Below are 13,671 nucleotides of genomic sequence, written 5' to 3'. Positions count from 1 at the left end.
ATTGCTCAGCAAGCAGGGTCATCTTGCTCGGCGAACTCGGCGAATCGAACCTGGGGCGCCATGTCAGGTCGATTGCGGTAGCGCATACGCAGCCGCCGTCGGCGGCAGGCTTGCCGATGGCCCGCCTGAGGAAGCGACTCGTCGACGCCTTTCCCGATTGTGTCTACGGCGGCGGGCTCGCCGCTGCGCGCTGAGCTGCCGCGTCCCCCTGAAATCATGGAACAGGTGAAAATCGTCTTCGAATCCGAGGAAGGGGTGGAAAACCTGTGGGCCACCCCGGTGGCGGACGGCTTTGTTCTCGACAACTATCCGTTCTATCTGAAAGGCGTCAACTTCGGCGACCTGGTCGCCGCCCGTTCGCTGGCGCCGGGGTGCTACGCGTACGAACGCACCTTGGCCAAGTCGCCGCACTCCTGCTACCGGGTGTTCTACGAGCGCATGCAGCTTGCCCGCGCCGAGGCGCTTCTCGCCAGCCTGCGTGCCATCGGTTGCGCGTTCGAGCGCAGTCCCATGGAGAAGCATGAGCTCGTTGCGCTTCATATTCCGGACACGGTCAGCGCCGATGCCGCCTGGGCCATCCTCGAGACAGGCCTGGACGAAGGGACGTGGCAGGTGCAGGAGGGGGAGGACCGGCATCCCTGCCTGCAGGAGGGGCAGGATTGATCGCGGAAGCGGCAATCGATTTTTTTCGCCATCGCCAGGCCAGCTGACAAGGGTCACGGGCTCCGGCGGCGGCACCACAGCAGGCTCACTACACAAACAAGGGGATGGGAATGCGTATCGCGAACGATGTCACTGAATTGATCGGCAATACTCCATTGGTCAGGATCCGCAAACTGGCGCAAGGCGGCGCGGAGATCCTCGCCAAGCTCGAGTTCCACAATCCCGCGCACAGCGTCAAGGACCGCATCGGCCTGGCGATGATCGAGGCGGCCGAGCAGGCCGGCAGGATCGGTCCCGACACCGTCATCGTCGAGCCGACCAGCGGCAATACCGGCATCGCGCTGGCGATGGTCTGCGCCGCGCGCGGCTACCGCTGCAAGCTCGTCATGCCGGAAACGATGAGCAACGAGCGGCGCATGCTGCTGCGCGCCTATGGCGCCGAACTGGTGCTCACGCCCGGGCCGGAAGGCATGCTGGGCGCCATCCGCCGCGCCGAGGAAATCGTCGCCAATACCCCGAACGCCTTCATGCCGCAGCAGTTCAACAACCCGGCCAACCCGGCGGTGCACCGCCGCACCACCGCCGAGGAAATCTGGCGCGACACCGATGGCAAGGTGGATATCCTGGTGGCCGGCATCGGCACCGGCGGCACCATCACCGGCGTCGGTGAAGTGATCAAGGAGCGCAAACCCGGCTTCCGGGTCATCGCGGTCGAGCCGGAAGCCTCGCCCATCCTCTCGAAGGGCACCAAGGGCCCGCACCCGATCCAGGGCATCGGCGCCGGCTTCGTGCCGCAGGTGCTCAATACCGGCATCTACGACGAGATCGTCACCGTCAGCAACGACAACGCCTTCGAGACCGCCCGCGCCGCCGCGCGCGAGGAGGGGCTCCTGGTCGGGATCTCGTCGGGCGCGGCGCTGTGGGCTGCGATGCAAGTGGCCCAGCGCCCCGAGAACGCGGGCAAAATGATCGTGACGATCATTCCGTCGTTCGGCGAGCGTTACCTGAGCACGGCGCTGTTCGCCAACCTGGCCGGCTGACGCGCTTCACGATGGCGACCGAACCTGTCACCCTGTTTGCCCAGGCTGGACATCCTGACGCGGTGATCGACGTGCTGCGGCAGATGGATGCCAGGTTCAAGGTCGCCGGCCCCGCCGAGGCATGGGCCGAACTCACCGTCACCACGAGCGGATGGCTCAGGAAAAAGCAGCTGCGCATCACGCACGACCCTGCCTACTACACGGGTGAAGGCTGGCAGGTACAACTGAACGGCATGCGCGGCTATTTTGCGCGCTTCCCGGCGGCCCCGGAACAGGCGAAAGCGCTTGGCTTGATCGGGCAATTCGGTTTCGTGCTCGGCACAATCTGCGACCCCGACATGGAGGCGGGCGACGAACGCCTTGCCATCCTGTCGGCCATCGCCGAAGCGCTCGATGCGGTCTGGTTCACGCCCTCGGCATTGCGCGACGCGCGCGGCAGGGTACTGTATGGCGCCAACGTGAACGAGTTCGATCCCGGTGCCAGGTGGCCGGCCTATACCCCCGGCACCCCGGTACCGGCGGCGGGCCCGGTCGACGAGCGGGCGCTGGCACTGAAACAGCGCGTGTTCGGTGAATTGGCGTCGCTCGGCTTCAAGCCGGCCAATGCCTTGCCCCTGCCGGACCTCGACCTGCGCGTGCGCGACGCACAGGCGATCGTCATGCGGCTGATGGCCTTGCAGGCCGTGTTTGCCTGGGCCGCGGCGCCGGAACATGCGGTCGGTTCGGAGGTTCTGCGCGGCTACATCGCGCGCAACGGTCTGCGCGCGGCGATGACGGAGAGCGAACTGGCGCTGATCGACCTGCCGCGCACCGAGGCGCAGTCCAGGCATGGCGCGACAGTCGGCTGGAAGCTGGAGAACCTGTGGGCGCTGGCATGGGTCGCCGGCTTCCCGCGGGTACCGACCCTGGACGCGGGCCAGGTCCCTGACGAGGTCATCAACGAATTACTGTTCGACTTCCTGCCGCCCTGGGAGGGCAGCGCCGCCGACTTCGCGGCAAACGCATCGATGCGCCCGGCGAGCGAGGTGATTCCCATGGAGTACAGGTTTTATTGTGCCCATAACGCCGTCAGGAGCGCGCAGATGGGTGGCGCGACCGTGCCTTCTGGATTCGATCCCATTGCTCATGGCGGCGCCGTTCACGAGCGCCGCCATGCCCTCACCTGGGCACTGGCCGGGGAAGACAGCTGGGACGAGACTGACCTGAGCACCTGAGCACCTGAGCACCTGAGCACCTGAGCACCTGAGCGGGCAAGCGCGCCTGGATCCTCCGCGCGCGGTCAATCGAAGCCGGGCAGCCGCGGCAAGCCGATTTCCCGGCGCCGTCTATTCAGGTTCTTGCTGTCTTCGACGGGTGAGATCTTGCCGCTGCCAAAGTCGGAGTCGGTACCGTATTTTTGTGGTTTACCCTGCCGCACCAGGATCCGGTCCACCATCCAGGCCATGTATTCGTTCGATATCTCGCCCCGGCGGTTGGCTGCCTTGATCACGGGAAGGTATCTCAGTTGATACGGCAGTTCGGCATGCTGGATGATGAAAAATGCCGAACGCGCCGCGCGTTTCTTGTCCAGTTTTCCAGGCCAGCCACAGCGTTCGATCAGCCGGTCCAGCTCGCGCTGGTTTTTCTCGTCGGTCGCAAGGATCGTGTTTTCAATGCGTTCTTTTTCGGCCGCGTCGACCGGACGTTTCTTGTGCTCGCGCTCCAGGATCTCGATATAACGGCCGCGCAATGCCTGGTCTTCCTCCAGCATGCCGGCATATTGTTTCGCAAGCCGCGTGTGATCGCATTCGCCTGAGTGAACACGGCCTGGGAGGAGGGCGGCGGATAGCGCGACCGCAGCGACGAGAAGGATGTGCATTGGGGTGCGGGGACGGTGGCGGATGAGCCGATTGTAGGGCGCATCTTGCATTGCTGGCAAGCCGATGTCTTCGCAGCGGCCAGGCGCCCCGGCCATCGCCTGCAATGCAGACAATGGCCGAGGCGCCTCTTCCTTTCAGCCCGTCCGCTCAGTCGGCATTGCCGCCGCCCGTTTCGACGAAGACCGCCGTCGTCCGCGCGGGAACCGTGAACCCGCCGCTGGCCGCGTCGAAGCGCGCCGTCTTCACGATCGCGTCATTCGAGGTGCGCTGGATCCTGTGCAGCGCCAGCTTTGCTCCCTTCAGTTCGGGAATCGCGATCGTCTTCGCTTCCTTGTCGACGTTGAACAGCACCACCACGCTCTTGTAGCGCGCGCCGGGATAGCGGGTCGGCTTGTCGCCATCGATGCGCATTACCACCAGGCCAGGCAACTGGTCCGGTCCCGTGTTGTGGAAGACCAGGCGCTCCTTGACGTCCTGGCCGCTGCGCAGGCGGAACAGGGTGGTGTCGTTGCGGATCGCCAGCAGGTCTTCGAAGGCGGATTTGGCCGACAGGATGGCCTTCGTGTCCGGCTTGATGAGGGCATTTTCCAGCACCGGCGCCATCAGGCTCCAGTTGTCGCGGTTAGGGCCGGCCAGCGGCAGGCCGACGCCGAAGTTGTTCGAGGCGTAGCTGTAGTCGAGGCGGTTGAACCAGTCGCCCGCGTTGTAGCTGTCGCGGTCGAGCGACTTCGAACGCAGCAACTCCTGGCCCGCGTGGATGAAGGGAATGCCCTGCGCCAGCAGCACGACGGCCGCGCCCAGGTTCTGCACACGCACACGGTCCGCCAGCGGTGTGTCTTGCGGCAGGCGGAAGGCGTTGATGTCGAACAGGGTTTGGTTGTCGTGCTTCTCGACGTAGTTGATGGTCTCAAGCGGGTTGGCGGTGTAGCCGGCCTGCTGGCCCGCGTAATCGATGTCGGCATTCGTGCGCAACGAGCCGAAACGGTCGACGAAACGGTAGTCGCGCAGGGTGCCGGACAGGCCGACACGCACCAGGTCGGCCAGGCGCAGTGCGTCGTCGCGCGATTGATTGGCAAGGTGATTCGGGTCATACCAGACGCCGTTGACGAAGCCCTGCTGGCGCACCAGGTTGTCGCCGCCGTCGCAGCAGCCACCTCCGCGCATCGCGTCGCGCAGGCGGTCGTTGAAGGAACCGATGCCGGAGCCGTACAGGTTCGACTGGCGTGCCTGCACGAAGCGGGCGTCGTTGCCGACCGTGCCGAAGTTCCAGCCTTCGCCGTACAGGTAGATCTCGCGGCCGGCGGCGCGGTTCACGCCTGCCTGAAGGCGGCGCATCAGGTCGAGCGGCGCAAAGGCCATCAGGTCGAAACGGAAGCTGTCGACCTTGTATGCGGAGGCCCACAGCGACACCGAATCGATCATCAGCTTGCCCATCATCGTGTGCTCGGCGGCCGTGTCGGCGCAGCAGCTGTCGTTGGTATTGGCGCCGGCGGCGTTCAGGCGGTAGTAATAGGTCGGCACGATCTTGTCGAGCACGGACAGGGGCCCCTGCTGCGACTGGCTGGTGTGGTTGAAGACGACGTCCATCGTCACCCGCAGGCCGGTCTCGTGCAGGCTTTGCACCATGGCGCGGAACTCGCGCACGCGCGTGAAGCCGTCGTCGGCGTTCGTCGCATAGCTGCCTTCCGGCGCGTTGTAGTGCACCGGATCGTAGCCCCAGTTAAAACAGTCGCTGTCGCGCGCCGCGTCCACCGCCGCCTGCTGCGCTTCCGAACTCGGGCCGGCATCCGGAATGACGGGCGTCGTGCATTTGGTTTCGTCGATGCTGGCGATGTCGAAAGCCGGCAGCAGGTGCACGTGCGACAGGCCCGCCTTCTGCAGCGATTTCAGGTGACGCATGCCGCGCGCATCGCGGTCGGTAAAGGCGAGGTATTTGCCGCGGTGATGGGCGGGTACCGAGTCGTCGCTCGCGCTGAAGTCGCGCACATGCAGTTCGTACAGCGAGATGTCGGCCGGATGCGCCAGTTTCGGCAACCGGTGCTCGTCCCAGCCGGCCGGCTTCAGGCGCGGGCTGTCGAGGTTGGCAACAAAAGAGCGGGCGCTGTTGGCGCTGAGACTCAGCGAATACGGATCGGTAACGGTATTCGTCACCACGGTGTTGTTCGCCCAGCGCGACAGCACCTTGACCGTGTAGGTGTAATAGGCGCGGTTGGTCCAGTCGGCATTGGCTGCCGTCAGGCTCCAGATGCCGGTGGCGGGATCGAGGCGCATTGGCAGCTGTGCTGCTTTCGGGCCGCCCGTGCCGTGCGGGTAGATGTCGAGTGCGACGGATTTGGCGGTCGGCGCCCACAGGCGGAAAGTCGGCACGCCGGCCGCGTTGAAGCTCAGGCCCAGTTTGCTATCGGCTGCGCGCACGGCAAAGGCGTCGTCGAGCATGCCCGCCGTTTGCAGCGAAGTCACTTGCACCAGCCGGCCCGCGCCATCGAACTGCGCGACGGCGAACTGGCCGCCAGCCAGCGCGGGGATTCTTGCGGCGTCCGCGGCGCCCAGCGCCAGGCCGGTTGCGTCGCGCAGGTGCGGGAATTTGTCGCGCAGCGCTTGCGGCAGCGGCTGCGGCGTCAGCGCCATGCTGCTGTCGGCACCCAGCACGCCTTCCGGGCCGGAACCGAGTCCACCATTGGCCGCGTAGACCAGCTTGTAGCTTGCGCCAGCCGGCACGCCCGGCCAGGCGATCGTGTTCGTCGACAGCCAGTGCGCGTTCGCATTGGCCAGGTTGCCGTAGCTGATCGAAGGAGGCGTCGTGTAGACGGTGCAGTCGCCTTCGAGCAGCCAGATCTCGTGGCCTTTCGTGGCGACATCGGCCGGCAGCGGTGCACCCTGGTCGGCGCCGCAGTTCTTGTTGCCGCTGCCGTCGGTAACCAGGAACCACATCGCAGTCTTGCCGCTGGCCAGTGCGATGTCGGCATAGCCGCCGAAGGCGTCGGTCTGGCTGAACATGAAGCGATCCAGGATCCAGGCCGAACTCGGCTTGGCCGGGCCTTCCCAGGAGTACACGCCCCACTGGTCGGTGTCGTTCTGGACGCGGCGGAAGTGGACGCGGATGGTATTGGCCGCGACGGGGACGGCGCTCGCGGCCATTGTCTGCTGGGCGTGGGCGCTCGCCACCGGCCAGCTCGTGAGCCAGGCCAGCAGCAGCCCGCCACACACGGCCAAGCCAAGCCACAGCCGTGAAGTTAAACTACGTCTGGTAAGCATACTGTCTCCTTCTTCGTTGTTTTATACCTGGTAGTTACCGAGGGCAGTCGCTTGCTCGGAAAAAGCATGGCAAACGCTGCGATGTAATATTACTACCATCGTTAACTAAAAAGTAAAGAACGCAAAAGAAACAGTATCGCTCTCGTCGGGGGGCCATCGAGGACATACCGCATGCGCGTCGTATGGCAATCCGGGGTCAGGCAACCTGGGGTCAGGTCTGACATTCGGACGCAAGCTCTGCCATAGCCGATATGGCGACCGCGACGGATGTCCTCGGCCCGCCGATCGAATTCTTCATCCGCGCAGGAAACCAGAAGATCCGCACGCAGCAGCTGTCATGACCGTGATAACAGCAGAGGCCGTGTCCGAATGTCAGACCTGACCCCAGCCGTGGCTGTTCATGCGTGCTGTTCCGCCAGCGCGCAGCCGTGGCGCGTCGTGCCTTCTTCCACCTGCAAGGTGCAGTGGTGGATGGCGAAATCCTCGCGCAGGTGGGCGACGATGTCGTCGAGCACGGCGTCGCCGGGATAGCCGCCTGGCATCACCAGGTGGGCCGTCAGCGCGGTCTCGGTCGTGCTCATCGCCCAGATGTGCACGTCGTGCACTTCCGCCACGCCCCGGCGCCCGGCCAGGAAACCGTGGACGGCGCCGGCGTCGACGCTGTCCGGCACCGCGGCCATGATCAGCCCGGTCGACTCGCGCAGCAGCGACCAGGTGCCGGCCACGATCACCAGCACGATGACGAGGCTGACCGCCGGGTCGAGCCAGGTCCAGCCGGTGCCCATGATCACCAGGCCCGAAACCACCACGCCCAGCGAAATGGCCGCATCGGCCGCCATGTGCAGGTAGGCGCCGCGCACGTTCAGGTCGCCCTTGCTGCCGGCCATGAACAGCCAGGCGGAGAAGCCATTGATGGCCACGCCGATCGCCGCCACCACCGACACCGTGATGCCTTCCACGGCCGGTGGTGCCGTGAAGCGGTGGATGGCTTCCCAGGCGATCGCACCGCAGGCGAGCAGCAGCAGGATCGCATTGGCCAGCGCCGCCAGGATCGACGAACTGCGCAGGCCATAGGTATAGCGCGCGCTCGGTGCGCGCTTGGCCAGTACCGCCGCACCCCAGGCCAGGATCAGGCCGAGTACGTCCGACAGGTTATGGCCGGCATCGGCCATCAGCGCCGTCGAGTTGGCGAGGAAGCCGTAGACGAATTCGATCGCGACAAAGGCCGAGTTGACGCCGATCGCCAGCGCAAAGGCGCGGCCGTGGCCCGGCACCGGGTGGTGGTGATGGTGATGACCGTGGCCATGGCCGTGATCGTGGTGGTGATGGTCGTGGCTCATGGGTCGGTTCCGTTGGCAGGTTCTGCGATGTGTTCGAACATGTTCGCAAGCAGGGTGCTGATGTGGGCGTCGGCAGCCGAATAAAATACCTGCTTGCCCTGGCGCTCGGCCTTGACGATACGCGCTGCCCGCAGCAGGCGCAGGTGGTGGCTGACCAGCGAACTGGAAAGCGACAGGGCCGCGGCGATGTCGCCTACCGCGGTCGGCTGGGCCAGGCAGGCCAGCACGATGCGCAGCCGGGTCGAGTCGCCGAGCAGGTGAAACAGGTCCGCCACCTGGGCGACGGCATGGTCGGGATTGTCGGGCAAGTTCATCATTAACATGTGAAGAGTTGTTCACATGTTAGACCAAAAGAAGGGGCTGAGCAAGCTGTTGCTTAAGGGGCATTTCCCGTGTCTATCGAACGGGGGCCAAATTGGAGAGCGCTTTATAATTGTCGGTGTATTAATTTTGTGAGCTAGCAAACATTTTAGTGCCCGCATGACGCATGAAAATATCAAAAACTTTCCCATGCTCAGCATTTGTTGCTCACAAAAAGTATTCCGTGGTTCGCGATTGTTACACGATAAAAAGAGCGAATACCGTTGAGGACTGGTCAACCGTTGGGCCGGTTACGCCCTGAGATAACTCATTCGTTAGGATAGATACATGACAAAGAATATCGCCATTGTTGGCGCGGGCTTTTCCGGAGCTGTGATCGCCAACCAGCTCGCCCATGCAGGCTACAAGGTCGAGGTGTTCGAATCCCGCCCTCACGTTGCCGGCAACTGCCACTCGGAACGCGACGCCGAAACCGGCGTCATGCTGCACGTGTACGGCCCCCACATCTTCCACACCGATAACGAGCGCGCCTGGGAGTTCGTGAACCGCTACAGCCGTTTCATGCCCTACGTGAACCGCGTCAAGGCGATCACCAACGGCAAGGTCTTCACCCTGCCGATCAACCTCTTGACCATCAACCAGTTCTTCAATAAGACCCTGCGTCCGGCCGAGGCGGAAGTCTTCCTGCAGTCGCTGGGCGACAAGTCGATCGAGAACCCGCAAACCTTCGAGGAGCAGGCGCTGCGCTTCGTCGGCCGCGAGCTCTACGAAGCCTTCTTCAAGACCTATACCGTCAAGCAGTGGGGCCTGCAGCCGAGCGAACTGCCGGCCAGCATCCTGAAGCGCCTGCCGGTGCGCTTCAATTACGACGACAATTATTTCAGCCACAAATACCAGGGCATGCCGGAAGAGGGCTACACCGCACTGGTGCAAAACATCCTCGACGTGCCGGGCATCACCGTGCACCTGAACACCCGTTTCGACCCGGACCTGAAAGCCGACTACGACCACGTCTTCTACAGCGGCCCGATCGACGCCTGGTTCAAGCATGCCGAAGGCCGCCTGCCTTACCGCACGCTCGACTTCGAAACCTTCCGCGACACCGGCGACTACCAGGGCAATGCGGTCATCAACTACTGCGACAACGAAAAGCCCTATACCCGCATCACCGAACACAAACACTTCTCGCCGTGGGAAAAGCACGAGAAGTCGATCATGTACGCGGAATACAGCCGCCAGTGCGAAGAGAAGGATATCCCTTACTATCCGATCCGCATGGCACGCGACAAGGAGCAGCTCGAGCGCTACATCAATCTCGCGCAGCAGGAAACCAACGTCACCTTCGTGGGCCGCCTGGGCACCTATCGTTACCTCGACATGGACGTGACGATCAATGAGGCGCTGATCACCTCGGACAAGTTCCTGGCCTGCGCCGGCGACAAGTCGGCCATGCCGGCGTTCACGATCAATCCGCTGGGCTGATTCCGGGACAACCGACAAGCCGCCGTCGCTGCCGGGACCCCCGACAGCCGCAATGCCCGCCGCACCACCCGTGCAGCGGGCATTGTCATTTCTGCGGTCGAGCGAAGCTTGATACCTTGACAAAGGCAGCATTCCTTCGTAAATTTCTGTATGAACAGAAATTAGCGAAGAAAGAGAAATCATGGCACTCAGCCCAACCGAACAGAAGTTTGTCCTGCACTGGGGCGAGATGGGCGCCCGCTGGGGCGTGAATCGCACCGTGGGGCAAATCCACGCCTTGCTATTCCTGGCCAACCGCCCCCTCTCGGCCGACGACATCGTCGACGCGCTGGGTGTGGCACGTTCCAACGTCAGCAACAGCATCCGCGAGCTGCAAAGCTGGAAACTGATCAGGGTGACCCACCTGATGGGCGACCGGCGCGACCATTTCGTCGCCCTGCAGGACGTATGGGAAATCTTCCGTGTCATCGTCGAGGAGCGCAAGCGTCGCGAAATCGATCCCACCCTGACGGTCTTGCGCGAGTGCGCCATCGAAGGCGAGGGCGATCCGGGCATGGAGGAGGGCTCACTCGCGCGCATTCACGAAGTGCTCGGCTTCCTCGACATGCTCACCACCACCTACGAGGACTACAAGCACCTGCCGCCGGCCACGCTGCAGCGCTTCCTGAAAATGGGCGGCAAGGTCGCGCGCTTTCTCGGCCCGGACGACAGGAGCGCCACATGATGCCCGCACCCTCCGCCATGCATGCCGCGCCTTTCCCTGCCGCGCGCACCCGATCCGGTGCCGGCTTGCGGACCTGGTCGATCCGCTGGCTATATGCGGCCGTCGCGCTGCACCTGCTCGTCGGCCTGCTGCTGCCCCGGGTTGCCGCCCACCCCCTGCTGGACGGCTATCACGCAGGAATCGAAGCCGCCTTCTACGGCCCCGCGGCGCCGCCAGCCGCACGTTCGCACCAGCTGTGGTGGATGGCCCTGTTCGGCGCCACCGTGCAGGCTGCAGCGGTCTGGATGGGCGCCCCGGTGTGGCTGGGTGCGCGCGGGCGCCTGCCGTTCGCCTGGGTCGCGCTGGGCGCTGGCCTCGTACTGTGGGCGCCGCAGGACATCGCGGTGTCGCTGCAGGCCGGCTGCTGGTCCCATGTATGGCTCGACACGCTGGCCCTCGTTGCCATGCTCCCGCCCCTGGTCTACCTGTTCGTGCATGACCGCCGCGACAACAAGCACGAGGTGACAGCATGAATACCCACACACTGGCGTTGGGGTTGCTGGCGGCCCAGGGCTGCCTCGGCGCCTTCGACACCCTGTTTCACCATGAACTCACCGAGGCGCTGCCCAAGCGGGCGAGCGCGCGCCTGGAGCTGGGCATCCACGCGGTGCGCGCACTCATCTACAGCGCCCTGTTCATCGGCCTGGCGGCCTGGGAGTTCCACGGCCTGTGGGCCCTCGTGCTGCTGGCCGTATTCGCGGTGGAGATCGCGCTGACGCTGTGGGACTTCGTGGTGGAAGACCGTACGCGCCTGCTCCCCGCGACGGAGCGCGTCACGCACACGGTGCTGGCCATGAATGGCGGCGCTTTCATCGCGCTGCTGGCCTTGAATGCGCCGGGCTGGCTGGCGCAACCCACGGCGCTGGCCTGGCACCCGCATGGCCTGCTCTCCGTGTTCCCCGGGACTGTGCGGCATCGGGGTGGGCGTGTCCGGTGTCCGCGATGGCCTGGCAGCGCGGGCGCTCGGCAAACAGGCGGAGCAGCCGGCCGAGCCTGTGCGCTTTGCCGATACGCCGCGGGAGGTACTCGTGACCGGCGCCACCGGCTTCATCGGCCAGAAACTGGTCGCCGCCCTGCTGGCCGATGGCCATCGCGTGACCGTGCTCACCCGTCAGGCCAGGGCGGCGGCATGGATGTTCAATGGCCGCATCGAATGCATAGCGTCGATGGATGCGCTGCCCCGCTCGCGCCGGTTCGACCTGGTCGTCAACCTGGCCGGGGCGCCTGTCCTCGGCTGGCGCTGGAGCGCCGGGCGGCGCGCAGTGCTGCGGCGCAGCCGGGTGAGCCTGACGCAAAAACTGGTCGACTGGATCGCCACGGCCGAGCACAAGCCGGCCTTGCTGCTGTCGGCATCGGCGATCGGCTACTACGGCGTGCAGGCGCGCGGCGACGACCGGGCGCTGACCGAGGACGCACCGCCGCAGCCGATCTTCATGTCGGACTTGTGCCGCGAATGGGAAGAGGCAGCCCGAGGGGCGCAGGCCTTCGGTGTCCAGGTCGCCCGTATGCGCATCGGCGTGGTGCTGGGCCGCAGCGGTGCGTTGCCGATGATGCTGTTGCCGGTAAAGCTGGGGATCGGTGGCCCGCTGGGCGATGGCCGCCAGTGGCTGTCATGGATTCATGTGAACGACGTGATTGCGGCCATGGGCCACCTGGCACGCAGGGGTGAAGGGGGTGCCTTCAACCTTGTCGCGCCCGAATCGGTATCCCAGGCGCAGTTCGGCCGCACGGCGGCCAGGGTGCATCGGCGTCCATTCGGCTTCCCGACGCCCGGCCTGCCGATGCGTGCGGTGCTTGGCGAGCAGGCGGACCTGCTGCTGGAAGGACAACGCGTGCTGCCCGAGCGCCTGCTGGCGGGCGGCTTTTCGTTCCGCTATCCGCATCTGGAAGGCGCCCTGCGCAGCCTGGCAGGCTGAAACTCCCATTCGGCTGAACGTTCGCCAAGCGCCCGCAGCCTTGACGCCGGTTTCAGGACGGGCTCGTTATTTGCGGTGCCACGCGCACGATGTAACACTTGGTTGTCGAGAATATTTACACCTGTTATTTAGAGGACAGCGCGGCGTTTTCTAGAGGATTGATTTTTATCAATATTTTTCCTTGGCACAATAATTGCTAAAAGGGAATCTCCAATCCTAATCGTGAAGTCCTGAACAATGAATAAATATATGACCGCCTTGCTGCTCGCAGCTGGCATGACCCTCTCGGCAGGCGCGAGCGCTGCCGTCATCAACGGCACCATCCGCACCATCGACGGCGACGCCGACGGTATCGTGGACGACCTGAAGGTGTCGCGCGTCGTGTTCGACGTGACGGCCGGTACCAACGTCTTTTTCGATTCGCTGGTGTGGGAAGCGACCGGCGTCGACCTCAACGGCGACGGCAAGATCACCGGTTTCGACAACTACATGGTCCTGTTTGACGGCACCACCCGTCTGGTCGAGAACGACGATTCGGGCGCAACCTTTGGCGACGGCTCCGTGCATCGCTACGACTCGACGATCCAGTACACGTTCGACCGTGCCGGTACCTACATGATCTCGATCGGCCAACTCCGTTACGACTTCGCTTCGGCTCTGCAGGGCTATTCGAAGAACACCATCTTCAGCCCATACTCCCCGAGCATCGAACAGTTCGGCGCCTGGCGCCTGACCATGACCGCGGCCAACGGCAAGCTGTCGAACGTGCGTGAAGTCGGCGTCAGCGAAGTGCCGGAGCCAGCCAGCCTCGCGCTGCTGGGCCTGGGCCTGGCCGGCATGGCCGTACGCCGCAAATCGAAAAAGGCAGCCCAGGCTTGATTGCCGAGGTGCCCCTGCGCCGGGCGCGCCATCCCGTCTGGTGACGGATTACTTGCCCTGCTCGCACTGAACGGCCCGGTCGCCACAAGGACCGGGCCGTTTTTCATGGAACCGGGCAAGCGTGAACCAGGCAGCGGCCGCGCGCCAGGCGAA

Annotated in this window: 13 protein-coding genes; 9 read left to right on the top strand and 4 right to left on the bottom strand. The window is 64.5% G+C overall.

All coding sequences use genetic code 11. The features are described 5' to 3' along the window. Nucleotides 1-23 precede the first annotated feature (23 nt). The 4 genes from G4G31_RS01420 to G4G31_RS01405 all read left to right on the top strand — a co-directional run bounded on the left by G4G31_RS01420 (nt 24) and on the right by G4G31_RS01405 (nt 2,917). Complete coding sequence (locus G4G31_RS01420) at nt 24-194, top strand: hypothetical protein (protein WP_182989986.1); 171 nt, start codon at nt 24-26, stop codon at nt 192-194. A gap of 22 nt (nt 195-216) precedes the next feature. Further along, on the top strand, nt 217-663 hold the full coding sequence (locus G4G31_RS01415; RefSeq protein WP_182989985.1) for a DUF4265 domain-containing protein: 447 nt from the start codon (nt 217-219) through the stop codon (nt 661-663). Between the two features lie 110 nt (nt 664-773). Beyond that, entirely contained in the window at nt 774-1,703 is a 930-nt protein-coding gene (gene cysK, locus G4G31_RS01410; protein WP_182989984.1) for a cysteine synthase A, read from the top strand. An 11-nt stretch (nt 1,704-1,714) separates the two neighbouring features. After that, nucleotides 1,715-2,917 carry a DUF4272 domain-containing protein gene (locus tag G4G31_RS01405; protein ID WP_182989983.1) on the top strand — a complete coding sequence of 401 codons (1,203 nt, stop codon included), beginning with the start codon at nt 1,715-1,717 and terminating at the stop codon, nt 2,915-2,917. A gap of 65 nt (nt 2,918-2,982) precedes the next feature. Here G4G31_RS01405 and G4G31_RS01400 read toward each other — a convergent pair whose 3' ends face one another. The 4 genes from G4G31_RS01400 to G4G31_RS01385 all read right to left on the bottom strand — a co-directional run bounded on the left by G4G31_RS01400 (nt 2,983) and on the right by G4G31_RS01385 (nt 8,471). Further along, nucleotides 2,983-3,561: a DUF6624 domain-containing protein gene (locus G4G31_RS01400; RefSeq protein ID WP_182989982.1), complete on the bottom strand. Its 579-nt coding sequence runs from the start codon at nt 3,559-3,561 to the stop codon at nt 2,983-2,985. A 148-nt stretch (nt 3,562-3,709) separates the two neighbouring features. Continuing rightward, nucleotides 3,710-6,817 carry a pullulanase-type alpha-1,6-glucosidase gene (gene pulA, locus G4G31_RS01395; protein ID WP_182989981.1) on the bottom strand — a complete coding sequence of 1,036 codons (3,108 nt, stop codon included), beginning with the start codon at nt 6,815-6,817 and terminating at the stop codon, nt 3,710-3,712. Between the two features lie 398 nt (nt 6,818-7,215). Beyond that, a complete protein-coding gene (locus G4G31_RS01390) occupies nt 7,216-8,157 on the bottom strand; it encodes a cation diffusion facilitator family transporter (protein ID WP_182989980.1) in 942 nt (313 codons plus the stop codon). Further along, nucleotides 8,154-8,471, bottom strand: coding sequence for an ArsR/SmtB family transcription factor (locus G4G31_RS01385; protein WP_374011272.1), 318 nt, complete (start codon nt 8,469-8,471; stop codon nt 8,154-8,156). The genes G4G31_RS01390 and G4G31_RS01385 overlap by 4 nt, the downstream gene beginning before the upstream one ends. A gap of 334 nt (nt 8,472-8,805) precedes the next feature. On the opposite strand from G4G31_RS01385, the gene glf reads away from it, so the two are divergent. From glf to G4G31_RS01360, 5 genes are all read left to right on the top strand, one after another. Next, on the top strand, nt 8,806-9,960 hold the full coding sequence (gene glf / locus G4G31_RS01380; protein WP_182989978.1) for a UDP-galactopyranose mutase: 1,155 nt from the start codon (nt 8,806-8,808) through the stop codon (nt 9,958-9,960). A gap of 181 nt (nt 9,961-10,141) precedes the next feature. After that, nucleotides 10,142-10,684, top strand: a complete 543-nt coding sequence (locus G4G31_RS01375) for a GbsR/MarR family transcriptional regulator (protein WP_182989977.1) — start codon at nt 10,142-10,144, stop codon at nt 10,682-10,684. Continuing rightward, complete coding sequence (locus G4G31_RS01370; RefSeq protein ID WP_229425269.1) at nt 10,681-11,196, top strand: cell division protein; 516 nt, start codon at nt 10,681-10,683, stop codon at nt 11,194-11,196. Before G4G31_RS01375 ends, G4G31_RS01370 begins: the two co-directional genes overlap by 4 nt. 405 nt (nt 11,197-11,601) lie before the next feature. Beyond that, nucleotides 11,602-12,639, top strand: a complete 1,038-nt coding sequence (locus G4G31_RS01365; protein WP_308622007.1) for a TIGR01777 family oxidoreductase — start codon at nt 11,602-11,604, stop codon at nt 12,637-12,639. Between the two features lie 237 nt (nt 12,640-12,876). Then, complete coding sequence (locus G4G31_RS01360) at nt 12,877-13,518, top strand: DVUA0089 family protein (RefSeq protein WP_182989976.1); 642 nt, start codon at nt 12,877-12,879, stop codon at nt 13,516-13,518. Nucleotides 13,519-13,671 lie beyond the last annotated feature (153 nt).

This window comes from Massilia sp. Se16.2.3, assembly GCF_014171595.1.
Classification (GTDB): Bacteria; Pseudomonadota; Gammaproteobacteria; order Burkholderiales; family Burkholderiaceae_D; genus Telluria.
Note: the sequence above shows the minus strand (reverse complement) of the source record. Positions and strands in the feature narration are given on the sequence as shown.